Source organism: Pseudomonas sp. PvP089, assembly GCF_017875165.1.
In the GTDB taxonomy this organism is placed as follows: domain Bacteria; phylum Pseudomonadota; class Gammaproteobacteria; order Pseudomonadales; family Pseudomonadaceae; genus Aquipseudomonas; species Aquipseudomonas fortuita.
The window spans coordinates 5,134,013-5,156,367 of record NZ_JAGGME010000001.1; the positions used below are offsets into that span (position 1 = coordinate 5,134,013).

The 22,355-nt window shown below is 63.2% G+C and carries 23 protein-coding genes; 6 read left to right on the top strand and 17 right to left on the bottom strand.

Features of this window, described 5'->3' with window-relative positions; genetic code table 11:
• Positions 1-5 precede the first annotated feature (5 nt).
• Positions 6-1,106: an efflux RND transporter periplasmic adaptor subunit gene (locus tag J3A71_RS23420; protein WP_070086572.1), complete on the bottom strand. Its 1,101-nt coding sequence runs from the start codon at positions 1,104-1,106 to the stop codon at positions 6-8.
• A gap of 166 nt (positions 1,107-1,272) precedes the next feature.
• Between J3A71_RS23420 and J3A71_RS23425 the strand changes: the two genes are divergently transcribed.
• Positions 1,273-1,914, top strand: a complete 642-nt coding sequence (locus J3A71_RS23425) for a TetR/AcrR family transcriptional regulator (protein ID WP_209953335.1) — start codon at positions 1,273-1,275, stop codon at positions 1,912-1,914.
• A 321-nt stretch (positions 1,915-2,235) separates the two neighbouring features.
• Entirely contained in the window at positions 2,236-3,171 is a 936-nt protein-coding gene (locus J3A71_RS23430; protein WP_016489612.1) for an IS110 family transposase, read from the top strand.
• 234 nt (positions 3,172-3,405) lie between these two features.
• Here the strand turns inward: J3A71_RS23430 and J3A71_RS23435 are convergent, their stop codons facing one another.
• Positions 3,406-4,182, bottom strand: coding sequence for a class I SAM-dependent methyltransferase (locus tag J3A71_RS23435; protein WP_016485186.1), 777 nt, complete (start codon positions 4,180-4,182; stop codon positions 3,406-3,408).
• Between the two features lie 103 nt (positions 4,183-4,285).
• Here J3A71_RS23435 and J3A71_RS23440 point away from each other — a divergent pair, with 103 nt between their 5' ends.
• On the top strand, positions 4,286-4,906 hold the full coding sequence (locus tag J3A71_RS23440) for a hypothetical protein (protein WP_016485185.1): 621 nt from the start codon (positions 4,286-4,288) through the stop codon (positions 4,904-4,906).
• A 2-nt stretch (positions 4,907-4,908) separates the two neighbouring features.
• On the opposite strand, the gene J3A71_RS23445 is transcribed toward J3A71_RS23440, so the two are convergent.
• The 7 genes from J3A71_RS23445 to ppc form a co-directional block, all read right to left on the bottom strand.
• A complete protein-coding gene (locus J3A71_RS23445) occupies positions 4,909-5,598 on the bottom strand; it encodes an extensin family protein (RefSeq protein ID WP_209953337.1) in 690 nt (229 codons plus the stop codon).
• Positions 5,598-6,428 carry an isocitrate lyase/phosphoenolpyruvate mutase family protein gene (locus tag J3A71_RS23450; RefSeq protein ID WP_016485183.1) on the bottom strand — a complete coding sequence of 277 codons (831 nt, stop codon included), beginning with the start codon at positions 6,426-6,428 and terminating at the stop codon, positions 5,598-5,600. Before J3A71_RS23450 ends, J3A71_RS23445 begins: the two co-directional genes overlap by 1 nt.
• A 28-nt stretch (positions 6,429-6,456) precedes the next feature.
• Positions 6,457-7,326 carry a DUF72 domain-containing protein gene (locus tag J3A71_RS23455; protein ID WP_023049120.1) on the bottom strand — a complete coding sequence of 290 codons (870 nt, stop codon included), beginning with the start codon at positions 7,324-7,326 and terminating at the stop codon, positions 6,457-6,459.
• Between the two features lie 3 nt (positions 7,327-7,329).
• The gene (locus tag J3A71_RS23460) at positions 7,330-7,620 is read right to left on the bottom strand and encodes a hypothetical protein (RefSeq protein ID WP_016485181.1); all 291 of its coding nucleotides are present in this window, start codon (positions 7,618-7,620) and stop codon (positions 7,330-7,332) included.
• Between the two features lie 131 nt (positions 7,621-7,751).
• On the bottom strand, positions 7,752-8,426 hold the full coding sequence (gene tsaB / locus J3A71_RS23465; RefSeq protein ID WP_060517544.1) for a tRNA (adenosine(37)-N6)-threonylcarbamoyltransferase complex dimerization subunit type 1 TsaB: 675 nt from the start codon (positions 8,424-8,426) through the stop codon (positions 7,752-7,754).
• A gap of 211 nt (positions 8,427-8,637) precedes the next feature.
• Complete coding sequence (gene adk, locus J3A71_RS23470; protein WP_016485179.1) at positions 8,638-9,288, bottom strand: adenylate kinase; 651 nt, start codon at positions 9,286-9,288, stop codon at positions 8,638-8,640.
• A gap of 257 nt (positions 9,289-9,545) precedes the next feature.
• Positions 9,546-12,173 carry a phosphoenolpyruvate carboxylase gene (gene ppc / locus J3A71_RS23475; protein ID WP_016485178.1) on the bottom strand — a complete coding sequence of 876 codons (2,628 nt, stop codon included), beginning with the start codon at positions 12,171-12,173 and terminating at the stop codon, positions 9,546-9,548.
• A gap of 165 nt (positions 12,174-12,338) precedes the next feature.
• On the opposite strand from ppc, the gene J3A71_RS23480 reads away from it, so the two are divergent.
• The 3 genes from J3A71_RS23480 to J3A71_RS23490 all read left to right on the top strand — a co-directional run bounded on the left by J3A71_RS23480 (position 12,339) and on the right by J3A71_RS23490 (position 14,215).
• Complete coding sequence (locus J3A71_RS23480; RefSeq protein WP_102689602.1) at positions 12,339-12,683, top strand: pilin assembly protein; 345 nt, start codon at positions 12,339-12,341, stop codon at positions 12,681-12,683.
• Between the two features lie 276 nt (positions 12,684-12,959).
• Positions 12,960-13,373: a DUF4398 domain-containing protein gene (locus J3A71_RS23485; protein WP_014592166.1), complete on the top strand. Its 414-nt coding sequence runs from the start codon at positions 12,960-12,962 to the stop codon at positions 13,371-13,373.
• A 50-nt stretch (positions 13,374-13,423) separates the two neighbouring features.
• Complete coding sequence (locus J3A71_RS23490) at positions 13,424-14,215, top strand: OmpA family protein (protein ID WP_016485176.1); 792 nt, start codon at positions 13,424-13,426, stop codon at positions 14,213-14,215.
• A 140-nt stretch (positions 14,216-14,355) separates the two neighbouring features.
• Here the strand turns inward: J3A71_RS23490 and J3A71_RS23495 are convergent, their stop codons facing one another.
• The 8 genes from J3A71_RS23495 to wspR form a co-directional block, all read right to left on the bottom strand.
• Positions 14,356-14,682 (bottom strand): hypothetical protein, encoded by a 327-nt coding sequence (locus tag J3A71_RS23495; protein WP_016485175.1) that lies wholly within the window; start codon positions 14,680-14,682, stop codon positions 14,356-14,358.
• A complete protein-coding gene (locus tag J3A71_RS23500; protein WP_209953339.1) occupies positions 14,679-15,602 on the bottom strand; it encodes an alpha/beta hydrolase in 924 nt (307 codons plus the stop codon). Before J3A71_RS23500 ends, J3A71_RS23495 begins: the two co-directional genes overlap by 4 nt.
• Positions 15,574-16,851: a flavohemoglobin expression-modulating QEGLA motif protein gene (locus J3A71_RS23505; protein ID WP_016485173.1), complete on the bottom strand. Its 1,278-nt coding sequence runs from the start codon at positions 16,849-16,851 to the stop codon at positions 15,574-15,576. The genes J3A71_RS23500 and J3A71_RS23505 overlap by 29 nt, the downstream gene beginning before the upstream one ends.
• A 154-nt stretch (positions 16,852-17,005) precedes the next feature.
• Positions 17,006-17,554 carry a hypothetical protein gene (locus J3A71_RS23510; protein WP_016485172.1) on the bottom strand — a complete coding sequence of 183 codons (549 nt, stop codon included), beginning with the start codon at positions 17,552-17,554 and terminating at the stop codon, positions 17,006-17,008.
• Between the two features lie 29 nt (positions 17,555-17,583).
• Positions 17,584-18,288 (bottom strand): TetR family transcriptional regulator, encoded by a 705-nt coding sequence (locus J3A71_RS23515; RefSeq protein WP_016485171.1) that lies wholly within the window; start codon positions 18,286-18,288, stop codon positions 17,584-17,586.
• Between the two features lie 206 nt (positions 18,289-18,494).
• On the bottom strand, positions 18,495-19,997 hold the full coding sequence (gene lysS / locus J3A71_RS23520; protein ID WP_012270790.1) for a lysine--tRNA ligase: 1,503 nt from the start codon (positions 19,995-19,997) through the stop codon (positions 18,495-18,497).
• 93 nt (positions 19,998-20,090) lie between these two features.
• Positions 20,091-21,186, bottom strand: a protein-coding gene (gene prfB, locus J3A71_RS23525) for a peptide chain release factor 2 (protein WP_096425666.1) whose coding sequence is annotated in 2 segments (ribosomal slippage) — positions 20,091-21,113 and positions 21,115-21,186 — 1,095 coding nt in all. Because the reading frame shifts where the segments join, the coding sequence is not laid out codon by codon here.
• A 123-nt stretch (positions 21,187-21,309) separates the two neighbouring features.
• Complete coding sequence (gene wspR, locus J3A71_RS23530) at positions 21,310-22,314, bottom strand: Wsp signal transduction system regulator diguanylate cyclase WspR (protein ID WP_016485169.1); 1,005 nt, start codon at positions 22,312-22,314, stop codon at positions 21,310-21,312.
• Between the last annotated feature and the right edge of the window lie 41 nt (positions 22,315-22,355).

The following is a 22,355-nucleotide window of genomic DNA, read 5'->3' on the forward strand; positions in this document are numbered from 1 at the left end:
GGGACTTACTCCTTGGCCGTCAGGTTCACTACACGGTTGCTGCGGTCCACAGGGCGGATTTCCTGGCCCTCACGCAGTACATGGCCACCGGCGGCGACCACCCAGTCCTCTGGGGCAAGGCCTTCGAGTACGGGCACACTGTCGCTGCCATACGCCCCCAGGCGCACCACGGCCCGCTCCAGGCGGCTGTCCTTGTTGACCCGCCACACATAGGCCTGGCCGTTTTCCGCAGTCACCGCTGACAGTGGCACCGCCAACGGGATCACGCCCTCATGCGCGATGAACACCCGGGCGCTCTGGCCCAGCTCCGCCGGCGTGGCGGCCGAGGTGAAGGCAATGCGCGCAGCGAAGGTGCGCGAGCGTGGGTCGGCGGCCGGTGACAGCTCGCGGATACGCCCCTCGAAGCGCGCTTGCGGATGTGACCACAGCTCCACACTGACCGATTGCCCCACGGCAAAGCGGGCGAACTGCTGCTCCGGCAGGCTGATGAGCACTTCTCGCTCGCCATCCGTGGCCAGGGTGAACACGGTTTGCCCGGCGGCAACCACCTGGCCTACTTCAACCTGACGCTTGGCCACCACCCCGGCCTGGGGCGCACGCAGTACGGCATAGTCGGCCTGGTTACCCGCCACATCGAACTCGGCCTTGGCCTGCTTCAGCCGGGCAAGGCCGGCGCGGTAGAGGTTTTCAGCATTGTCGAACTGCGAGTGGCTGACCATCTGCCGCTCCAGCAGCTTCTGGTAGCGATCACGCTCGGCGCGCACCAACGCCAGGTTCGCCTCGGCACCCGCCAGCTGGGCACGGTTGGCTTCAAGCTGCAGACGCACGTCCTGCGGGTCCAGCTCGGCCAGCGGCTGGTCGGCCTTGACCCGCTGCCCCTCCTCCACCAGGCGCTTGCTGACCTTGCCGCCAATGCGGAAGGCCAGCTCCGGCTCGAAGCGCGCACGCACTTCACCAGGGTAACTGTCGGCAGCGGCTTCGGCCGGCTGCGGCTGCACCACCAGCGCCGGGCGCGGCGCGGCAGGCGGGGTGGCTTCCTGACCGCATGCCGTCAGTAACAACGCGGCAACGGCGGGCAAGGCGATGGACAAGGCATGGCGCAACATGATGAATCCTTTCGCGGAGGGCACTTCGAATATGTGTACTGACGGGTATATTAAGTCACGGAACTGCTGCCGAGAAGCCAGCATCGATAAGAAATTCACTTAAACGATGGCGACGATCACTGCTGTCTACCTCTCCAGCCGGTAAGATGGGAGCTTGATCAACCAGATGCAGACCACAATGTCCAACGACGCACCCATCGGCCCGGGCCGGCCCAAGGACCTGGCCAAGCGCGAGGCGATTCTCGAAGCGGCAAAGTCGCTGTTCCTCAGCCTTGGTTATGCCAACACCAGCATGGATGCGGTCGCTGCGGCGGCAGGTGTTTCAAAACTCACCGTGTACAGCCACTTCACCGACAAGCAGACCCTGTTCTGCTCGGCGGTCATGGCCACTTGTCAGCTACAGCTGCCCGACCTGTTGTTCGAGTACCCCGAAGGGGCGCCGGTGGAGGAGGTACTGCTGACCATTGCCCGTGGTTTCCAGGCATTGATCAGTAGCGATGAGGCGGTGAAGCTCAGCCGCCTGATCATGGCCCAAGGCAGCCTGGACCCAAGCTTTGGCGAATACTTTTACGAAGCCGGGCCCAAGCGCGTGCTGGCAGCGATGGAAGCGCTGCTGCGGGGTGCAGATGAGCGGGGGTTGTTGCGCATCGACAACCCGCTGCATGCGGCCGAGCACTTCTTTTGCCTGGTCAAGGGGGCGCCGGATTACCGCTTGCTGCTGGGGTGCGCGGCGCCGCTGGAGGGGGACGAAGCCGAGACGCATGTGCGCGAGGTGGTGGGGGTGTTTTTGCGGGCGTTCAAACCCTGAGCGCTGCCAGGCAGAGAACAGTGGTCATTGTGAGAGCGGGCTTGGCCCGTGAATGGGGCCACGCGGTGCATGGCACCGGCTTCGCCGGTGTTCGCGGGACAAGCCCGCTTGTGTCTTGAGAGGGGATTAGAATTAGGAGTGAGAGCGGTGAATGGCAAGCTGAATGCCGAAGGTGCCTTGAGCACGTGTGGGAGCACAAGCTGCCATTCACCGTTCCACTTTGGCGAGAGCCCGAACAGTTGGATGAGGGCCTAATCTCGAACCACAAGCGTGGGCCAAGCCAAAGCTCTCTCACACTGTTAAGTCTAGGAGGTTTTGGTGATGGCTTCCTTCTTGGGTATCGATGTATCCAGTCTTTCCCTTGATGCACTGGTGCGGCCCCAGGGCATCAAGATCAGCGTGCGCAATGATCCAGCGGGCTTTGAGGAACTGGTGAAGAGCCTTCGAGGGCTCAGCATCAAGCGCGTCTTGCTGGAAGCTACAGGCGGCTACGAGCGTGATGTCATGCGCTTTCTCCAAGACGCCAGCTACAAGGTCATACGCGTAAACCCCACACGAGCCAGATCGTTCGCGGATTCCTTGGGTATCAAGGCCAAGACCGATGCCATCGACGCCGCAGTGCTGGCCCATTTCGCTGAGGTCATTCCAGACAAGCCAACCCTGAAGACAAGCCCTGAAAGGGCCCTGTTACGGGAACTCCTTCAGCAGCGTGATCGCCTAGTCCAACAGCGAGATGACGACCGGCGGCGCCTGAAGCAGGCTCAGTCAGCGATGGTCGCCATTTTCCTGAACACCAATCTCCAGCACTTTGCCTCGCAGATAAAGTTGGTGGAGCAAGCGATCAAGCAGCAGGCCACAGTGCTCAACGATGAACGGATTGCCAAATTGGACGAAGTCAAAGGCATCGGGATGGTAACCGCGACCAAGCTGGTAGCGCTCTTGCCGGAACTGGGGCATGTGGAGTCCAGGGAAATAGCCTCTTTGGTCGGTGTGGCCCCCTTCAATCACGACAGCGGAAAGTCCGTGGGCAAGCGCTTTATTTCAGGAGGCCGATTTGAGGTCAGGCGTGCGCTGTACATGGCGTGCCTGGTGGCGGTGAAACATAATCCAACGCTCAAAGCCCGATATGAAGCGCTGCGTGGGCGGGGGAAACTTGCCAAGGTTGCGATTGTGGCCTGCATGAGAATCTTCATCGTGCGCCTCAACGCGATGCTCAGATCGGGCACGCCGTGGCGGGATGACTTACCGCAGCCATGAAAACATAGCGCAGCTCAAATCAGGGTGGGAGCAGGTTTACCCGCGAAGAAGACACCGTGTGGATGGCACGGGCTTCGCCCGTGTTCGCGGGGCAAGCCCGCTCCCACAGGGATCGCGCCAGCTTTTAGAAGTTGAGCAAGACAGTTGCTCCCACAGTAATCGCGCAACGTTTCAAAATTCAAGCAAGCCAGTTGCTCTCACAATGACCGCGCTAGCCGGCCAGTTGGGGGAAAATCAGGCCTTCAAGGCTTTCTTCGGGTAAATGTCATACCGGCTCGACTTGCCTTCCAGGCTATGGCTGGGCTTGGGCCCGTCGATGATCGGTGCCTTGCGCGGGCGCTTCACCACCACCCGGTGGCTGGCCAACGCCAGGGCAGCTTCGAGTAGCGCTGGGGCATCCAGGTCGTCGCCCACCAAAGGCCGGAACACGCGCATTTCCTTTTTCACCAGTGCGCTCTTGTCGCGGTGCGGGAACATCGGGTCGAGGTAAATCACCTGCGGCGCCTCGCCTTCCCAGGTGTGCATGCGCTCGATGGCATTGCCGGTCAGCAGGCGCATGCGCCCGACAATCGGGCCCACTTCGTCGTCCGAACGCGCCCGCGCCAGGCCATCTTCCAGCAGCGCAGCAATCAGCGGCTGGCGTTCGATCAGGGTCATCTGGCAGCCCAGGCTGGCCAGCACAAACGCATCTTTGCCAAGCCCTGCCGTGGCATCCAGCACTTGTGGCCGCACGCCTTGGGCAATGCCCACGGCCTTGGCGATCATCTGCCCGTTGCCACCCCCAAACTGGCGCCGGTGGGCGGCCTGGCCCTCGACAAAGTCCACCCGCACCGGCCCCGGTGCCTGCGGCCCCAGCTGCTGGATCTGCAAACCCTCGGCGCCCACCTGCACGGCGAAGCCGGCGCTCTCGTCCTGTAGCGGCAGGCTCAGGCGTTCAGCCCACACCTTGGCCTGCTCCGCATACTCAGCCGACATCGCCTCGACCCTGATACCCGTGCCTTGCTCTTCCATCGTCCACACCTAAAAAATCAAACCAAGCCTTAATGAATCAGCAGCCACGGCCGATACAGGCAATATCCCGCTATTCTGCCAGAGCACAACGCGCGCGACTGCCATGTCAGATACTCTTCCTATCGGCTTGACCTATTTGTCGCCTGTCGGCAACTACAGTCAGCACAACACCCAGGCACTCGGGGGCGTCAGCCACCTGTGGCAGGATTTCTTTGCCCGGGCCATGGCCGAGCAGCAGGAAGAGCCCGCAGACAGCGTCAGCCAATCGTTCGTGCAGTACGACCAGGACAGCGGCGAACCCATCGGCGGCGCTCGAGCACTGGCGCTGATCGACGCCCAGCGCGCCTGCCCGGTGCACGACACCGAGGTAGCACCGCCCGAGCCGCTGTTTCTGCCCAAGGCCGAGCTTGAAGCCAACCTGCTGCCGCCTGCGCCTGAGCCGTTCAGTGCCATGGAGCTGATCGAACAACAGCGCCAGCTCGACACCAGCAACAGCTGGATGCGCCCGGTGGTGATGAACCAGGGCCAACCGATTCCAGAGCCCGGCCCAGGCCCTGCCCCGCGGTCGTTGTTCCTGCCCATTGCCGAGTTCGAGACCAACCTGCTGGACCCGGCCCCGGAGCCGTTCGACGACGCCACTTTGGCCAGGCAGCAGAATGACCTGGAATTCGACATCCACTGGGCACGCCCGGTGGTGCTGAACAACGTGCGCGCGCACGCCTGAGGTTAGCGGCACACCTGCCAGCGGCCCATGTCCAGATGAAAGTGATTGTGGTGTGCTGCATTGTAGGCCGGCCCCAGTACTGTGCTGAAGCTCTCGCAAGCCGCCTGCTGCACCTGCCGTAAAAATTCGGCCTTCTGCCCACCCGCCTGCCGGTCACGCGCCAGGACGATACGCTGGCCGTCCTGCATGCGAAAACCGCTGATGTCCAGCGCATTGGCGGTCGCGTGCTGACTCAGGCGCCCCTGCTTGCGGTGATAGACATTGCGGCAGGCGAAGCTGCCCAAGTGATCGACCTGCGCAACGGCTTGGCCCAGCACCCGCTGCGCCACGGGCTGCAAACCATGGTTTTCGAACAGTGCATAGGCTACCGCCAGCGGGCAACTGGCCAGAAAACTGCTGCTTAGCCGTGCCTGGCCGCCCTCGATACGCCAAACGTTGCGCAACGGGCAGTTGGCCGAAGCCGGGCTGTCGGCTTGCGCCCGGTAGCGCAGCTGGCTGGTTTCCAGTGCCTGACGGCACAAGGCCGGGTCATCGCGCAGGCGTGAAAGCTTGTACGGCGTCAGCAGGTTGGGCGGCTGGCGGACGTCCAGCGGCGCCCAAGGGTTCCACACGGCAGGCAGGCGCCAGCCGAAGTGCCAGGCCAGACCGGCCAGCACCAATAGGCTGGCCAGCAGCGCCAGCATTGCCCGCATCAGCGGCGGAACAGGTCGTTGAGCTGGGCAAACGGCAGTGCCTGCTCACCGTAGCCGAACGTACCCTCGTTGCGAATTTCCAGCGCGGCACGGTGGAACGCCCCCAGCGCAGCACGGGCCAGCGACGAGCCGACGCTGATGCGGCGCACGCCCAAGTCCTGCAACTGGTTCACGCTCAGCGGCACCCCCGCCATGCCCATCAGCACATTCACCGGCCGCGGTGCGACCGCCTGCACCACCGCACGCACTTCCTCTACGGTGCGCAGCCCCGGCGCATACAGCACATCGGCGCCGGCCTCGGCATAGGCTTGCAGGCGCAGGATGGTGTCGTCCAGGTCCATGCGGCCGTGCAGCAGGTTTTCTGCCCGGGCGCACAAGGTGAACGGGAACGGCAGGCTACGCGCAGCCTGCACGGCGGCGCGCACGCGCTCCACGGCCAGCCCGAGGTCATAGATGGGCGCATCACTGCGGCCACTGGCATCTTCGATGGAGCCACCTACCAGGCCGATTTCGGCAGCACGCAAGATGGTCTGGGCACAATCTTCAGGCATGTCACCGAAGCCGTTCTCAAGGTCCGCGGCCACCGGCAAGGCAGTGGCATCGACGATCTCGCCGGCATTGTCCAGGGTATCGTCCAGGCTCAAGGCGCCTTCGGCGTCTGGCCGGCCCAGGCTGAAGGCCAGGCCGGCACTGGTGGTGGCCAGCGCCTCGAAACCCAGGCTGGCAAGCAGCTTGGCGGAGCCGGCATCCCACGGGTTGGGGATGACGAACGCGCCTTCGCGCTCGTGTAAAGCCTTGAAGGCTTCGGCTCGCAGGGTTTGCACATCCATGGTTCAACCTCCGGCAGTCAGGGAAAGGTCAGAGTAAGCCCAGTTGTTCGACCTCGGGCGCGCGCGGCAATTCCGGCAATGGTGCAAGACCTGGCAAGCGTGCCATCAGGCGTTGATGGAAATGCTGGGCCAACGCCGCAGCCAGGCGATTGTCCGAGGTGTGCAGGAAAATGTAGGGGCTGCGCCCTTCTTCGATCCAGCCGGCGACTTTCTCTACCCAGGGGCTGAGGAAGGTGTGATTGGCCTCCAGCTGCGGATGGCCGATGAAGCGAACCTGTGGGTGCTGGCTGAAGGCCGCCGGGCGCGGTGGTACCTTGGGCTTCTTGGATTGCGCGTGCAGCACGGCAGGGTCGCGCGAGGTGCAGCTGAACAACGCACGCGGGTCCAGGCAAATACGCTCCACGCCGCGTTCGTGCAGCAGGCGGTTGAGCAGGCGTTCTTCTTCACCCTTGGCGAAAAAGGCCTGGTTGCGCACCTCCACGGCCACCGGCAGCCCGATTTGGTCGAGGAAGTGGCAAAGCTCGCCCAAGCGCGCCGGGCCGAACTGGGCCGGCAATTGCAGCCAGTACGGTGATACGCGCTGGCCCAGCGGGGCCATCAGCCGCGTGAAGTCGAAGGCAGGCTCAAGCTGATCACGCAGGTCACCCTCATGGCTGATGTCGCGGGGAAACTTGGCGGTGAAGCGGAAATGCTGGGGCATCACCTGCGCCCAGCGGGCAATGGTGCCGGGGGCGGGGCGTGCGTAGAACGTGGTGTTGCCCTCGACGGCATTGAACACCTGGCTGTAGAAGCCAAGCATTTCATTGCTGCTGGCGTCGGCGGGATACAGGTACTCACGCCAGGCGTTTTCGCTCCAGGACGGGCAACCGAGGAAATAAGGCAGTGGTGGTGGACTCATCCACTAAATGTACAGGTCGAGCCCCAGTACTTCCATGTCCCAGTCAGTGAAACCGGCGGTGCTCAGGTAGCTGGCCAATGCGGTGGCGGTGCGGCGGTCACGGGCGCGGGGGAAGATCATGTCTTGCTGGCGGGCTGGCAGGCCACCGCTGCGTCGGCGGGCGGTGGCTTCCACGGGCGCGGGCTGGCTGTCTTCTATCAGCTCGGCATCATCGATGGCCTCGTCACGCGCCGGTGCCTTGCGCGGGGTGCGCTTGACCGGGTAGGACTGCGATGAGAAACCGTCGATACGCATGGCATGAGCACTCAGGACCAATGATGGCAATTTAGCAGCATCAGAGATCCGTCGCTAATGCTTGAGTGATAACTGGACCACAGATCGCGCAAAAGGTTTTAGAGTGAACGGCGATAACCGACGAACAGCACTCAGTGCTTCTTGGGCGTGGCTACATTATCGCGCAGATAAACCGGTTGCGCCTGTTCGGCAGCAATTGCCTCACCTCGGGCCCAGGCGAAGGTGGCCAGGCTGAGAATGTCGAGGGCACTGGGCAAGGCGCCAGGGTTACTGGCCGCCACCTTTACCGCCAGGCGCTCGGCGTAGCCCCAGCCGGTACCGGCACCGAACCACTCGCCGTTGCTGCCGGCCGGCAGCGCTACCTGCTCGGGCGGCAACACCGCTTCGCGGCCGACCAGGCGCATTTCGCCTGCCGTGGCTTGGTAGCAGCCCCAGTACACTTCGTCCATGCGCGCATCGATGGCAGCCGCCACCTGCTGCACACCCTGCTCGCGCAAGGCCCCCTGGGCCAGCGCGGCCAGGTTGGACACCGGCAGCACCGGGCGCTCCAGCGCGAAGGCCAGGCCCTGGACCACACCAATGGCAATGCGCACGCCAGTGAATGCACCCGGGCCTCGGCCGAAGGCGATGGCATCCAGTGCATTCAGCGCAACGCCGGATTCGGCCAGCAACTGCTTGATCATCGGCAGCAACTTCTGCGCGTGCTGACGTGGGATCACCTCGTAATGGCTGGTTACCTTGCCGTCATGCAGCAGCGCGACGGAACAGGCTTCGGTGGCGGTATCCAGGGCCAGCAGGGTGGTCATCGAACGGGTATCCAGGTGCGAATGAAAAGAGCGGCAGTATAGAGCAGCGGCGACGTTGTGTCCCGAGGGGGGCGCTGTGCGGCCTTTGCAGGTGGCCTGTACAACATGGCCTTGACGCAATCCCTGTAGGAGCGGGCCAGGCCCCGTGGGTTGCAGCCCTGGAACGACAACGGCCCGCTAGCGGGCCGTTGTCGGGGGCGTCAGGCGCTGATCAGCTCAGGGCTGCCAGGACCTTGGCGGTGATGGCGTCGACCGAACCGACACCTTCGATGTGGCTGTACTTCGGCTTGCCGGCATTGGCGGCCGACAGCTTTTGGTAGAACTCTACCAGCGGCTTGGTCTGGGTGTGGTAGACCGACAGGCGATGACGAACGGTTTCTTCCTTGTCGTCGTCGCGCTGGATCAGGTCTTCGCCCGTCACGTCGTCCTTGCCTTCCACTTTCGGCGGATTGTACTGAATGTGGTAGGTGCGGCCCGAGGCCAGGTGCACGCGGCGGCCCGCCATGCGGCCGACGATTTCTTCGTCGTCTACGGCGATTTCGACCACGGCGTCGATGTCGACACCCGCCGCGACCATGGCTTCTGCTTGCGGGATGGTGCGTGGGAAGCCGTCGAACAGGCAGCCATTGGCGCAATCAGGCTGGGCGATGCGCTCCTTGACCAGGCTGATGATCAGCTCGTCGGAGACCAGCTGGCCGGCATCCATGACTTTTTTCAGCTCCAGGCCCAGTGGGGTACCTGCCTTGACGGCGGCACGCAGCATGTCACCGGTGGAGATTTGTGGAATACCGAACTTTTCGGTGATGAACTTTGCCTGAGTACCTTTACCGGCCCCGGGAGCTCCCAGCAGAATTACGCGCATCTCGTGCTCCTCAAATTTTTTTATGAAATTCAATGGATTCGGCAACCAGGGCCAAGTCCGGAAAATCGGGTATGACCATAAAACGGTCAGAAGGCTGCTCAAGATACACAGCGCCCGGCAGCCATACAAGCGTCCCAAAGTTGCAGGAAAGCGCCACTTGTGGCCGACCGGGCAGGTGGTTGCGCCAGGCGCAACCAGCCACGCCTCACCCGTGCATGGCCTGCATGCCATTAACCCCGACAGGCCTGGATAACCTCTTAGCCGGTATTGCGCAGCCCGGCAGCAATACCCGCTACGGTCACCAGCAAGGCCTGCTCCAACGGGCTGTCCAGAGCGGCTTCGCGGCCGCGCGAGCGGGCCAGCAACTCCGCCTGCAGGCGGTGCAGCGGGTCCAGATAGGTGTTGCGCAGGCTGATGAATTCCAGCGTCTCGGGGCTGTGCGCCAGTAGCACCTGCTGCCCGGTCAGGCCCAGCACCACCTGGCAAGACTGCGACAATAGGTCGCGCAGGTGCGCACCTAAAGGAAGCAGGTGCGGTTGCACCAGACGTTCGTCGTAGGCCTCGGCAATTTGCGCATCGGCCTTGGCCAGCACCATTTCCAGCATGTCGATGCGGGTGCGGAAGAACGGCCATTGCTCGCGCATCTGCGCCAGCAACTCACCCTGGCCACGGGCCAAGGCGTTGCTCAGCGCGGTTTCCCAGCCCAGCCAGGCCGGCAGCATCAACCGGGTCTGGGTCCAGCCAAATATCCACGGGATGGCCCGCAGGCTCTCGATCCCCCCGGCGCGGCGCTTGGCCGGGCGGCTGCCCAGCGGCAGGCGCCCCAGTTCCTGTTCTGGCGTCGACTGGCGGAAATACTCGACGAAATCGGGGTTGTCGCGCACTACGCTGCGGTAAGCCTTGACGCCATCGGCAGCCAGCTGGTCCATCACCTCGCGCCAGGCCGGCTGCGGGGGCGGTGGTGGCAACAGCGTGGCTTCGAGCACAGCGGCCAGGTACAGGTTCAGGTTTTGCTCGGCGATGCCCGGCAAACCGAACTTGAAGCGGATCATTTCGCCCTGCTCGGTGGTGCGGAACCGCCCCGCCACCGAACCCGGTGGCTGCGACAGGATCGCTGCGTGGGCCGGGCCACCGCCGCGCCCTACTGTTCCGCCCCGGCCGTGGAACAGCAGCAGTTCGACCTGGTGTTCGGCGCAGATGCGCACCAGGTTTTCCTGGGCCCGGTACTGCGCCCAGGCCGCCGCCGTGGTGCCGGCATCCTTGGCCGAGTCGGAGTAGCCGATCATCACTTCCTGCGGGCCGCGCAGCCCGGCCCGGTAACCCGGCAGGCCGAGCAGGCGCTGCATTACCGGGCCGGCATTGTCCAGGTCGGCCAAGGTTTCGAAGAGCGGTACCACACGCATGGGGCGGGTCAGGCCGGCTTCCTTGAGCAGGAGCTGCACCGCCAGCACATCCGAAGCAGCACCGGCCATGGAAATGACATAGGAGCCCAGCGAGGCCGCTGGCGCGGCGGCAACTTCACGGCAGGTTGCCAGCACCTCGGCGGTATCTGCCTGTGGCTTGAAGTGCGCGGGCAACAGCGGCCGGCGGTTTTTAAGCTCGGCCTGAAGGAATTCGATGCGGCGATCTTCATCCCAGTCGGCATAGCGCCCCAGGCCCAGGTAGTCGGTGATTTCGGTCAGCGCATCACGGTGGCGGGCAGCGTCCTGGCGCACGTCCAGGCGGCCGAGGAAAAGCCCGAAGGTGACGGCGCGGCGCAGGCAGTCGAGCAACGGGCCTTCGGCGATAACGCCCATGCCACACGCGTGCAGCGACTGGTAGCAGAGTTCCAGCGGCGCAATCAGGTCGCGGTTATCCACCAGTACTTCAGCGCTGGCCGGTTGGCTGCCGGTTAACGCCGAATGTGCCCAGGCACGCGTCGCCCGCAGGCGGTCGCGCAATTGCTTGAGCACGGCGCGGTAGGGTTCGGGACTGTCCCCTACCCGTTCGCGCAAGGCGTCGCTGGCCTGCTGCATGGACAACTCGGCGGCCAGTGCATCGATGTCGCGCAGGAACAGGTCAGCAGCCATCCAGCGCGCCAGCAACAGCACTTCCCGGGTGACAGCGGCGGTCACATTGGGGTTGCCATCACGGTCACCGCCCATCCACGAGGCAAAGCGGATCGGCGCGGCTTCCAGCGGCAGGCGCAGGCCGGTGGCTTCCAGCAGGGCTTTGTCGACTTTGCGCAGGTGGCTGGGGATAGCGTGCCACAGCGAATGTTCGATTACCGCGAAGCCCCACTTGGCTTCGTCTACCGGGGTAGGCCGGGTGCGGCGGATTTCTTCGGTGTGCCAGGCCTCGGCAATCAGCCGGCGCAGGCGTTCACGTACCTGCTGGCGTTCGTCCGGGGTCAGGTCGCGGTGGTCCTGGGCAGCGAGCTGGCCGGCGATGGCGTCGTACTTCTGGATCAAGGTGCGGCGCGCCACCTCGGTGGGGTGCGCGGTGAGCACCAGTTGGATGTCGAGCTTGGCCAGTTGCCGGGCCAGGGCATCGTTGCTGTGGCCGGCCTGCTTAAGGCGCGCCAGCAGCTCGGGTAACACCCGCGCCTCGAAAGGTTCGGCTTGATCGGCGTCGCGGCGGCGGATCAACTGGTACTGTTCGGCCATATTGGCCAGGTTGAGGAACTGGTTGAAAGCCCTGGCCACCGGCAGCAGATCGTCTTCGGCAAGGTCGGCCAGGGTAGAGGTCAGTTGCTCGCCAGGGCCACGGCGGTCGGCCTTGGCGCTGTGGCGAATGTCCTCGATTTTCTGCAAGAACGCATCGCCATGCTGCTGGCGAATGGTTTCGCCGAGCAGCTCACCCAACACATGGACATCTTCACGCAAACGCACATCGATATCGGTCATTGGCCCTCTCTTTGGCGCGGCACTGGCGCACTCCTGTATACAGCTCTACCGAAGAGTGCCCCCAGCCGAGCGGCAATGGCAAGCCGAGATCAGCCAAAGCAAACTAAAGTGAAAGCACAGCACTCCCATGCAATGCAGCCTGTAAAGGCGTCAACAGAGGTCATCATGAAAATCCGTGAACTCGCCCAGCACTGGGAACAAAATGCCGCCGGTACGCTCAGCCCCACGGGCCATGTGTTGCATCTGGACCTGGAGTCCGAGGCGCGCCTGGCCGCGCTGATCGACATGTACCCCAAGCGCACCGCCGAAGAACTGCTTGGCGAACTGGTGGCGGCCGCCCTTGAAGAGCTTGAAGCAAGCTTCCCCTACGTGCAGGGTCGCCAGGTCATTGCCACCGATGAAGAAGGCGACCCGCTGTACGAAGATATCGGCTCTACGCCACGTTTTCTGTCCCTCTCGCGACAGCACCTGCATAGCCTGAGCACCCACGGCGACGACAGCGAACAATAACCACCTGCCCCAACGTTCCGGGCCTCGCCAAGGCCCGGAATACCGCTCCAGCCCGCGAAAGTTCACACCATCCCTCACTGACCAATCAGTCAGAAATAATTCCTCGTTTAGCGCACTTTTTTCTGAACCATTCTGAAAACGTTCGAGTCGGAGCCAATAGCCATCACGCTAAAACCCTGCACACTGCCATCGTGCACCGTTCAGCTGAAGCGCACGGTTTTGTCAGGGATTGAGCGATGGACTGCTACGGACATCGTCGTTATCAGGAGTGATCCAATGGAGCTGACCACCATGAAGACCCGCACTAGCAAACTGTCATCTACTCATGTGCGCGGGTTCAAGCTGGCCGCGCTGGCCCTGGGCAGTAGCCTGGTCCTGGCCGGCTGTGCGGGCAACCCGCCCACCGAGCAGTATGCCGTTACCCAGTCCGCCGTGAACTCTGCCGTCAGCGCGGGGGGCACCGAGTTCGCCGCCGTGGAAATGAAAGCGGCCCAGGACAAGTTCAAGCAAGCCGAAATCGCCATGCACGACAAGAAGTACGACGAGGCCAAGCGCCTGGCCCAACAGGCCGAGTGGGACGCACGCCTCGCCGAACGCAAGGCCCAGGCGGCCAAGGCCCAGAAGGCCGTGCAGGATGCCCGCCAGGGCGTTCAGGACGTACGTGAGGAAGGCCTGCGCAGCGCTCAGTGAGCCCTGCCCCGCCAACCTTAGCCTTCGCACTCGATCAAAGGATGAACACTATGCGCAAACACGTCATGATTCCCGCCCTGCTGGCCCTCAGCGTCGGTCTTGCTGCCTGCTCGCACGACCCGAATGCCAATCTGGAAGCGGCCCGTACCAACTTCTCCTCGCTGCAGAGCGACCCGCAAGCAAGCAAAGTCGCCGCACTGGAGACCAAAGATGCCCAGGATTGGCTGAACAAAGCCGACAAGGCTTACATGGACCGTGAAGACGAGAAGAAGGTCGACCAACTGGCCTATCTGACCAACCAGCGTGTCGAAGTGGCCAAGCAGACCATTGCCCTGCGTACTGCCGAAGGTGAGTTGAAGAACGCCTCGGCCCAGCGCGCCCAGGCCAAGCTGGACGCCCGCGACGCGCAGATCGCCAAGCTTCAGGACAGCCTGAATGCCAAGCAGACCGACCGCGGTACGCTGGTGACCTTCGGCGACGTGCTGTTCGACTTCAACAAAGCCGAACTCAAGAGCAACGCCTACCCGAACATCACCAAACTGGCCCAGTTCCTTCAGGAAAACCCGGAGCGCAAGGTGATCGTAGAGGGCTACACCGACAGCGTCGGCTCGGCCAACTACAACCAGAGCCTGTCCGAGCGCCGTGCCAACAGCGTGCGCATGGCACTGGTACGTGCAGGCGTAGACCCGGCGCGCATCGTCGCCCAGGGCTATGGCAAGGAGTACCCGGTCGCGGACAACGGCAGCAATTCGGGCCGCGCGCAAAACCGTCGGGTGGAGGTGACCATCTCCAACGACAACCAGCCAGTGGCACCGCGCTCGATGAGCCAGGTTCAGCGTTAAGGCTGGCTAGCTGAACAGAAAGCCCCGCGATCGACGCGGGGCTTTTCTTTGTCCGCCGATGGCGTTCTGGCGCCTGCGAGATCGAGCGCCGCCCGCGCGGCGCTCGATCTCGCAGGCGCCCAAAATGCTGCGCCGAACACTCACTTCACCTGCTTCGGGGTTTCCTCGCCCATGCAGCGCACCGCACGCTTGCGGTTGTCCACCAGCACCCCGGTCAGGCCTTTCTGCTCGGTGTCGAACAATACCAGCACGCCATCGACGCACTGGGCCACTTGCGGTGCCGGGTCCAGCGAAACCTTGTAGTCCTCGCCCGGAATCGTCTTGAGCATGGTGAAGTCCTGCAACAACAGGGCATCCTCCGGTTTGGCAAAATGCAGGTAACCGTAGTACCACAAGGCCCCCACCGTCACGATGATGCTGCCGACGCCGGTCAGGATCAGCGGGATGGCGTTGCGTTCTTCACTCATTGCTTGTTGTTCTCGTCAGGGTAATTGGGCACTTCGGCCAGGCGCCGCAGGCCGTTGAAATGGCTGGGGTCATCAAGAAAACGCAGCATCACCTGGCGCCACGTGGGGTCGGCGAAGGTCTGTACGTGGCCACCACGGGTCAATTGCAGCACCCGCGGCGGTGGCGCGTGCTGGTACAGGCGGATGCCGTTGTCCATCGGCACCAGGTTATCGTCAATGCTGTGGAAGAACAGCTTGGGCGGGCTGCTGAGCTGCTCGATCGAACGGATTGCGCTGTCGCCGTCCGGCACCAGCCACGACAGCGGCACCTGTAACGGCCAGGTCATCCACGAAGTGCTGAGGGCAAAACGCCCGACTGAACGGTAACTGGCTGGCACCCCATCAAACACCAGCGCACTGAACCGCTGACGCTGCTCGGGATGGGCCGCCAGGTAGTGAATGGCCATGGCCCCGCCTAGGCTTTGCCCCAGCAGCACCAGTGGCTTGCCCTTTACCTCGGGGGCCTGGTCCAGCCAGGCCATGGCAGCGGCGATATCTTCGTACACGTTTGGCAGGCTCGGCGTGCCCTGCGACAAGCCATACCCGCGGTAATCGATCATCAGCACCTGGTAACCCTGCTCCGGCAGCCAGTAGCTGCCCCCCAGGTGCCCGGGCAGGTTGCCGCCGTTACCGTGCAAATGCAGCACCGTACCCTTGACCTCGATGCCGGCCTTGGCCGGCAACCACCAGCCATGCAGCCGCAGGCCGTCCGACGTCACAAGGGTGACATCGCGGTAGGCGAGTTTGGCGCGCTCGGGGGTAAACGCCTGACCGCGCTCGGGGTAGAACAGCAAGCTGCTGCAGCCACTCAGCCCCAACAGCAGCAAGCCAAGCGCCAGCAGGCGGCAGCGGTCAGAGAATGTTCGCGTAGTCGGCTTCAATACGGTCCAGGCTCAGGTGGTTGAGGAAGTTGGAGAAGCACATCCAGGCCGACAGCGCGTTAAGGTCGCGGAACTGCTCGGGCAGGTACTTGGGCGGCTCGACCAGGCCCTCCTCCACCAGTTGGCGCAGGGTGCGCATGTCTTCCAGGGTGGTCTTGCCACAGAACAGCAACGGGATCTGTTCGAGCTTGCCTTTTTTCACGGCCAACTGAATGTAGTTGTAAACCATGATGAAGCCCTTGAGGTAGGACAAATCCTTGGTGAATGGCAGGCCATTGGGCACCGAACCGCGGAACACCCGGCTGGCATTGCTGTAGCTCTGCGCGATCTCGAAGCCTTGCTCACGGAAGAAATCGAACACCTGGAGGAAATCGGCGCCCTCCTCGACCATGTGGATGGCGCGGGTGCGGTTGGTGAGCTTGCGCAGACGGCTAGGGTAGGAAGCAAAGGCAATCACCTCCATGAGGATGGCCAGGCCTTCCTGGGTAACCGTCGACGAGGGCGGCCCCTTGGCCAGGAAGGTGCAGATCGGCTGGTTCAGGCCATTGAGCGTGGTGCCGACATGCACCAGCCCTTCGTGTACCTCCAGGGCGCGCACGTCGCGCGCGTTGAACATGGCATCGGCGCGCACCTTGATGTAGTCGGCACCGGCCGCCGCATCGGCGACGATACCGTCGGACTCGAACACGCGGATGGTTCCCTCGGCCTCGCCGAACACCTTGTTCAGCCGGTGCTGAAGGATCTCCACGGCCTCCTTGGCGGTGAGGTTTTTCGGTTCGTCCTTCAGGTCGCCACGGCCATCGATGTTGTTCAGGTAGTCCGACAGCATCAGGCCGAGGTCGGCCAGGGTCGGGTCACCGGCATGGAAGGCATCGGAGGCAGCACCATACAGCTCCTGGGAGATAAGGCCAAAGTCCTCGGTACCGCGCGCTTCGAGCATACGCACCACCATGCGGTATTCGCGGCACATGCGCTTCATGATCTGCCCGACCGGGTTGAACTGGCCAAGCTGGCGGATGATGTCGCGCTCGATGCCCTGGAACTCGGCCTTGACCGCGCCGGAGTCGAACGACAGCGGGCGCGACTGGTAATAGGCACGGTCGACGGCCGGCGGCTCCTTGCCCTTGCCCTTGAGGAAGCCCTGACGAATGTTGTCGTCCCACTTCACCGCGTCCAGCACCCGGATCGGGGTCTGTGCCGCCACGATGCGGTCAGACAGGGCACGGATGGTTTGCTGGTATTCGTCCACTGGGGACTCCTTATTGCAACAATGAGCCAAGCCTTGTGTTGCCTGTACTGGCCTCTTCGCGGCTAAAGCCGCTCCCACGGGGACCGCACAGGTCTCAAGCCTGATGCAGTACCTGTGGGAGCGGCTTTAGCCGCGAAGAGGCCGGCACAGGTCACTACTTGCCAGTACGCTGGAACCGCGCCACTTCGACGAACAAATCGGAGTTGGCCGGGTCGTCCAGGTAGGCCAGCACACGCGCCGACGGGCTGTCGATCAGCACGCCGTCACCGTTGTCTTCCGGCACCTCGGTACTGCGCCCGGTCAGTTCCTTTTTGTCCACCGCCTGCTGCACCTGCTCGACATCCAGGTTGTAGACCACCAGCTCCTTGCCCTCGACGATGTCGAAACCGCCGATCAGGAAGTTGCCCCCCAGGCGCTTGGGCACGCCTGCCGACAGGTACCAGCGGTTACCGTGGCGCGAAACGGTGAACACGTATTCCTCAGGCGCCTTGCCCTTGGCCGTGGCCACCGCCTTGTAGGCACCGCCGCCGCTGCGGCTGATGGTCAGCTTCAACGGCTCGCCCCAGGCGTCCTTGCTGCTCCACTTGCCGAGCAGGGCCTTGGGCGCCGCCTGGTTGCTGGGCAAAGGCTCATGGAAGGTCACCAGACAACCGCCCAGCAGCAGGAATGACAGAGTCAACAACACCACACGCCAGGCTTTCATCAGGTTCTCCTTGAAAAATCGGTCTCGGCTCAGGCCGATGCCAGCACCAGCTGCAGGTATCGGGTAAGCATAGCGAGCATCTGCCCATCGGCTTGCGCGTTCGCATCCTTGAGCAGGCCCTGATATTCCATCTGCTCGATAATCGCCGTCAACATCTGGGCGTCCTGTTCCGGTTGCCGCGATCCCACCACCTGCAACAATTGCCGGGTGCCGTGCAGCAGGATCTGCTCGTGGGCACGTACCAGCTCAGCCAGGCGTGGACACAGCAGCGCTTCCTGGCGAAAGGCCTGTTCGGCCATCAGGAAATCGCGGCGGTTCAGCAGTTGCCGCTGCACATAGTCGGCAGTCATGCGCGCCACTTCGTCAGCCAGCCGCGCCCGTGCCTGCGGGCTGCCGTCGCCCTGGGCCAGCAACTGGCGCAACACCACCTCGGTGTTGGCCCACAGTTTGGCCATGTAGGCGGCACTGCGCTCGACATATTGGGCGAAGGTGTCGGTGAGCAGGTCCTCGATGTCCTTGAAGTAGTAGGTGGTGGCCGACAGCGGCACAGCGGCCTCGGCGGCCACCGCACGGTGGCGCACACCGCGAACCCCATCGCGCACAACGATGCGCATGGCGGCGTCGAGGATCAGCTGGCGGCGCTGTTCGCTGCCTTGGCGGGCAGTCTTGCGACCTTGGTATTGCACGTTTTCGGCGACGGCGGTAGCGATGCCGGCGGCGCCTTGATCAGGCATGGCGGGTGTCACGGGGGATACCTCATGGGCAGTGTTTCATCAGTGCCGGCCTCTTCGCGGGCACGCCCGCTCCCACAGGGACCCCGCATCATTCAGGGTATTTGCAAGACCTGTAGGAGCGGGCGTGCCCGCGAAGAGGCCAGTACAGCCAACATAAAGCTTCAGGCAAGAAAAAGCCGCCTCGAAAGGCGGCTTGTTCAATTCACTCAGGCCTGTGGACGCATGTGCGGGAACAGGATCACGTCGCGGATCGACGGCGAGTTGGTCAACAGCATCACCAGCCGGTCGATACCGATGCCTTCACCGGCGGTCGGCGGCATGCCGTATTCCAGCGCACGCACGAAGTCGGCGTCGTAGTGCATGGCTTCGTCGTCACCGGCGTCCTTCTCGGCCACCTGGGCCAGGAAGCGCTCGGCCTGGTCCTCGGCATCGTTGAGCTCGGAGTAGGCGTTGGCGATTTCGCGGCCACCGATGAACAGCTCGAAGCGGTCGGTGACAGCCGGGTTGTCGTCGTTACGACGGGCCAGCGGCGACACTTCGAACGGGTACTCGGTGATGAAGTGCGGCTGCTCCAGCTTGTGCTCGACCAGCTCTTCGAAAATCATCACCTGCAGCTTGCCCAGGCCTTCGTGGCCCAGCACCTTGGCACCGGCCTTCTTGGCGATGTCGCGGGCGCGGTCAACGTCCTGCAGGTCGGCAGCGGTCAGTTCCGGGTTGTACTTGAGGATCGAGTCGAACACCGACAGGCGCACGAACGGCTCGCCGAAGTGGAACACCTTGTCGCCGTACGGCACGTCGGTAGAGCCCAGTACAAGCTGTGCCAGCTCGCGGAACAGTTCCTCGGTGAGGTCCATGTTGTCGCGGTAATCGGCGTAGGCCTGGTAGAACTCGAGCATGGTGAATTCAGGGTTGTGACGCGTCGAAACACCTTCGTTACGGAAGTTGCGGTTGATCTCGAACACCTTTTCAAAGCCACCGACCACCAGGCGCTTGAGGTACAGCTCCGGCGCGATACGCAGGAACATGGCCATGTCCAGGGCGTTGTGGTGGGTTTCGAACGGCTTGGCCGCCGCGCCGCCCGGGATGGTCTGCAGCATTGGCGTTTCAACTTCGAGGAAGTCACGCTCGATGAGGAACTTGCGAATGTGCGAGATCACCTGCGAACGCACACGGAACGTGTGGCGGGTTTCTTCGTTGACCATCAGGTCGACGTAACGCTGGCGGTAGCGCTGCTCGGTGTCGGTCAGGCCATGGTGCTTGTCGGGCAGCGGGCGCAGCGACTTGGTCAGCAGGCGCACGTTGGTCATTTCGACGTACAGGTCGCCCTTGCCGGAACGGGCCAGTGTGCCTTCGGCGCTGATGATGTCGCCCAGGTCCCAGGTCTTGACTGCGGCCAGGGTTTCTTCTGGCAGGGTCTTGCGGTTGACGTAGACCTGGATACGACCGGTCATGTCCTGGATCACCATGAACGAGCCACGGTTGAGCATGATACGGCCGGCAACCTTGACCGGGATCGCGGCTGCTTCCAGCTCTTCCTTGGTCTTGTCCGCGTACTGTTTCTGCAGGTCGTTGCAGTAGCTGTCGCGACGGAAGTCGTTGGGGAAGGCGTTGCCTTTGGCGCGCTCGGCGGCAAGTTTTTCCTTGCGCAGGGCGATCAGGGCATTTTCTTCCTGTTGCAGGTCTTGCGATTCGGTCTTGAGGTCGCTCATGTCGTCATTCTTTCCATCAGGTATTCGTTGCCCTATTCGGGCAGGGCACGCGATACCGGCGGGTAGCCAGGTATCGCGGCAGTGGAGTGCGGCTTACAGCCCTTGCTTGAGGCTTGCTTCCAGGTACTGGTCCAGGTCACCGTCCAGCACTTTCTGGCAGTCGCTGCGCTCTACGCCTGTGCGCAGGTCTTTGATGCGCGAGTCATCCAGTACGTAGGAACGGATCTGGTGGCCCCAGCCGATGTCCGACTTGCTGTCTTCCAGCGCCTGCGAAGCAGCATTGCGCTTCTGCATTTCCAGCTCGTACAACTTGGCCCGCAGCATTTTCATGGCGGTGTCTTTGTTGGCGTGCTGGGAGCGTTCGTTCTGACAGGCCACCACGGTGTTGGTCGGCACGTGGGTAATACGTACGGCCGAGTCGGTGGTGTTCACGTGCTGACCACCGGCACCGGAGGAACGGTAGGTGTCGATGCGCAGGTCGGACGGGTTGATCTCGATCTCGACCTTGTCGTCGATTTCGGGCGACACGAATACCGCCGAGAACGAGGTGTGGCGACGGGCACCGGAGTCGAACGGGCTCTTGCGCACCAGGCGGTGCACACCGATTTCGGTACGCAGCCAGCCGAAGGCATACTCGCCCTTGATGTGCACGGTGGCGCCCTTGATGCCGGCGACTTCACCTTCGGAAAGCTCGATGATGGTGGCGTCAAAACCACGCTTGTCGGCCCAGCGCAGGTACATGCGCAGCAGGATGTTGGCCCAGTCCTGCGCCTCGGTACCGCCGGAGCCGGCCTGGATATCCAGGTAGGCGTTGTTCATGTCCATTTCGCCGCTGAACATGCGACGGAACTCAAGCTGCGCCAGGGACTCTTCCAGGCCCTGCAGCTCGGTCTCGACGTCGCTGACAGCGCTTTCGTCCTCTTCCTCGACAGCCATGTCGAGCAGGTCCTTGCAGTCGGACAGGCCATTGGACAGCTTGTCCAGGGTCTCGACGACCTGTGCCAGCATGGCACGCTCGCGGCCCAGGGCCTGGGCGTACTCGGGCTTGTTCCAGACGTTGGGGTCTTCCAGCTCGCGGTTGACTTCGATCAGGCGGTCATGCTTGTGATCGTAGTCAAAGATACCCCCGAATGGACTGGGAACGCTCGGTGAGGTCCTTGATGGTGTTCAGGATCGGTTGGATTTCCATGGGCTGGCTACTCGTGCGAATTCGGTGAAAAGCCTGCGAGTATAACCGAGTCCGCTGCACGACGGCAGACCCGCCGGGCGACCGGAGCGCCGTATTTACCCCATGGCAGCGGCGTACCTGCCGTCAGGCAATGCCAACCTGGTTCCGCCCGCTGTTCTTGGCCTGGTACAAGCCTTTGTCCGCCGCCGAGATCAACAGCCGGCAGTGGCTGCCGACGGCCGGGGTCTGGGTGGCCAGGCCAATGCTCACGGTCAGGCGGGCATCGGCAGCCGGAGCGGTGTGCGGGATGCCCAGGGCCAGCACGGTCTGGCGCAGCTTCTCGGCCACCAGGCGTGCCCCGCCGGGCGACGTATTGGGCAGCACCAGCGCAAACTCCTCGCCACCATAGCGGGCCGGCAGGTCGGTCGGCCGCGAGCACGAGCCACGGATCGCCTCGGCTACCTGACGCAAAGCCTCGTCGCCGGCAAGGTGACCGAAGCTGTCGTTGTAGGCCTTGAAATAATCCACATCGATCATCAGCAACGACAGCTGCTGCTGTTCCCGCATGGCGCGGCGCCATTCCAGCTCCAGGTACTCGTCGAAGTGGCGGCGATTGGACAGCCCGGTCAGGCCATCGGAGTTCATCAGCCGCTGCAGCATCAGGTTGGAATCGAGCAGCTGCTGCTGGCTGACGCGCAAGGCGCGGTAGGCCTCGTCGCGTTGCAACAGCGTGAGGTAGGAGCGTGAGTGGTAGCGAATACGCGCGACCAGTTCGATGGTATCCGGCAGCTTGACCAGATAGTCGTTGGCCCCGGCGGCAAACGCCGCGCTCTTCACCAGCGGGTCTTCCTTGGTCGACAGGACGATGATCGGGATGTCCTGAGTGGCCGGGTTGTTGCGGTATTCGCGCACCAGGGTCAGACCGTCAAGACCAGGCATGATCAGGTCCTGGAGGATTACCGTGGGCTTGATGCGCATGGCCTGTAGCACCGCCTGGTGCGGATCGGCACAGAAGTGGAAGTCGATGTTGTCTTCATTGGCCAGCCCCCGCCGCACCGCCTCGCCGATCATGGCCTGGTCGTCGACCAGCAGCACCATCGCCGAGTTCTCGTTGGTGGTGGGAAAACCCTCGATCGGTAATTCATTCATACCTGTTCACCCGATCACTGCCGGCCTGGCGGCGTGATTCA

What these genes read in the sequence shown, in the direction of transcription:
- J3A71_RS23420 (WP_070086572.1), bottom strand. Translation starts at nt 1,106, where the DNA reads ATGTTGCGCCATGCCTTGTCCATCGCCTTGCCCGCCGTTGCCGCGTTG.
- J3A71_RS23425 (WP_209953335.1), top strand. Translation starts at nt 1,273, where the DNA reads ATGCAGACCACAATGTCCAACGACGCACCCATCGGCCCGGGCCGGCCC.
- J3A71_RS23430 (WP_016489612.1), top strand. Translation starts at nt 2,236, where the DNA reads ATGGCTTCCTTCTTGGGTATCGATGTATCCAGTCTTTCCCTTGATGCA.
- J3A71_RS23435 (WP_016485186.1), bottom strand. Translation starts at nt 4,182, where the DNA reads ATGGAAGAGCAAGGCACGGGTATCAGGGTCGAGGCGATGTCGGCTGAG.
- J3A71_RS23440 (WP_016485185.1), top strand. Translation starts at nt 4,286, where the DNA reads ATGTCAGATACTCTTCCTATCGGCTTGACCTATTTGTCGCCTGTCGGC.
- J3A71_RS23445 (WP_209953337.1), bottom strand. Translation starts at nt 5,598, where the DNA reads ATGCGGGCAATGCTGGCGCTGCTGGCCAGCCTATTGGTGCTGGCCGGT.
- J3A71_RS23450 (WP_016485183.1), bottom strand. Translation starts at nt 6,428, where the DNA reads ATGGATGTGCAAACCCTGCGAGCCGAAGCCTTCAAGGCTTTACACGAG.
- J3A71_RS23455 (WP_023049120.1), bottom strand. Translation starts at nt 7,326, where the DNA reads ATGAGTCCACCACCACTGCCTTATTTCCTCGGTTGCCCGTCCTGGAGC.
- J3A71_RS23460 (WP_016485181.1), bottom strand. Translation starts at nt 7,620, where the DNA reads ATGCGTATCGACGGTTTCTCATCGCAGTCCTACCCGGTCAAGCGCACC.
- tsaB (WP_060517544.1), bottom strand. Translation starts at nt 8,426, where the DNA reads ATGACCACCCTGCTGGCCCTGGATACCGCCACCGAAGCCTGTTCCGTC.
- adk (WP_016485179.1), bottom strand. Translation starts at nt 9,288, where the DNA reads ATGCGCGTAATTCTGCTGGGAGCTCCCGGGGCCGGTAAAGGTACTCAG.
- ppc (WP_016485178.1), bottom strand. Translation starts at nt 12,173, where the DNA reads ATGACCGATATCGATGTGCGTTTGCGTGAAGATGTCCATGTGTTGGGT.
- J3A71_RS23480 (WP_102689602.1), top strand. Translation starts at nt 12,339, where the DNA reads ATGAAAATCCGTGAACTCGCCCAGCACTGGGAACAAAATGCCGCCGGT.
- J3A71_RS23485 (WP_014592166.1), top strand. Translation starts at nt 12,960, where the DNA reads ATGGAGCTGACCACCATGAAGACCCGCACTAGCAAACTGTCATCTACT.
- J3A71_RS23490 (WP_016485176.1), top strand. Translation starts at nt 13,424, where the DNA reads ATGCGCAAACACGTCATGATTCCCGCCCTGCTGGCCCTCAGCGTCGGT.
- J3A71_RS23495 (WP_016485175.1), bottom strand. Translation starts at nt 14,682, where the DNA reads ATGAGTGAAGAACGCAACGCCATCCCGCTGATCCTGACCGGCGTCGGC.
- J3A71_RS23510 (WP_016485172.1), bottom strand. Translation starts at nt 17,554, where the DNA reads ATGAAAGCCTGGCGTGTGGTGTTGTTGACTCTGTCATTCCTGCTGCTG.
- J3A71_RS23515 (WP_016485171.1), bottom strand. Translation starts at nt 18,288, where the DNA reads ATGCCTGATCAAGGCGCCGCCGGCATCGCTACCGCCGTCGCCGAAAAC.
- lysS (WP_012270790.1), bottom strand. Translation starts at nt 19,997, where the DNA reads ATGAGCGACCTCAAGACCGAATCGCAAGACCTGCAACAGGAAGAAAAT.
- wspR (WP_016485169.1), bottom strand. Translation starts at nt 22,314, where the DNA reads ATGAATGAATTACCGATCGAGGGTTTTCCCACCACCAACGAGAACTCG.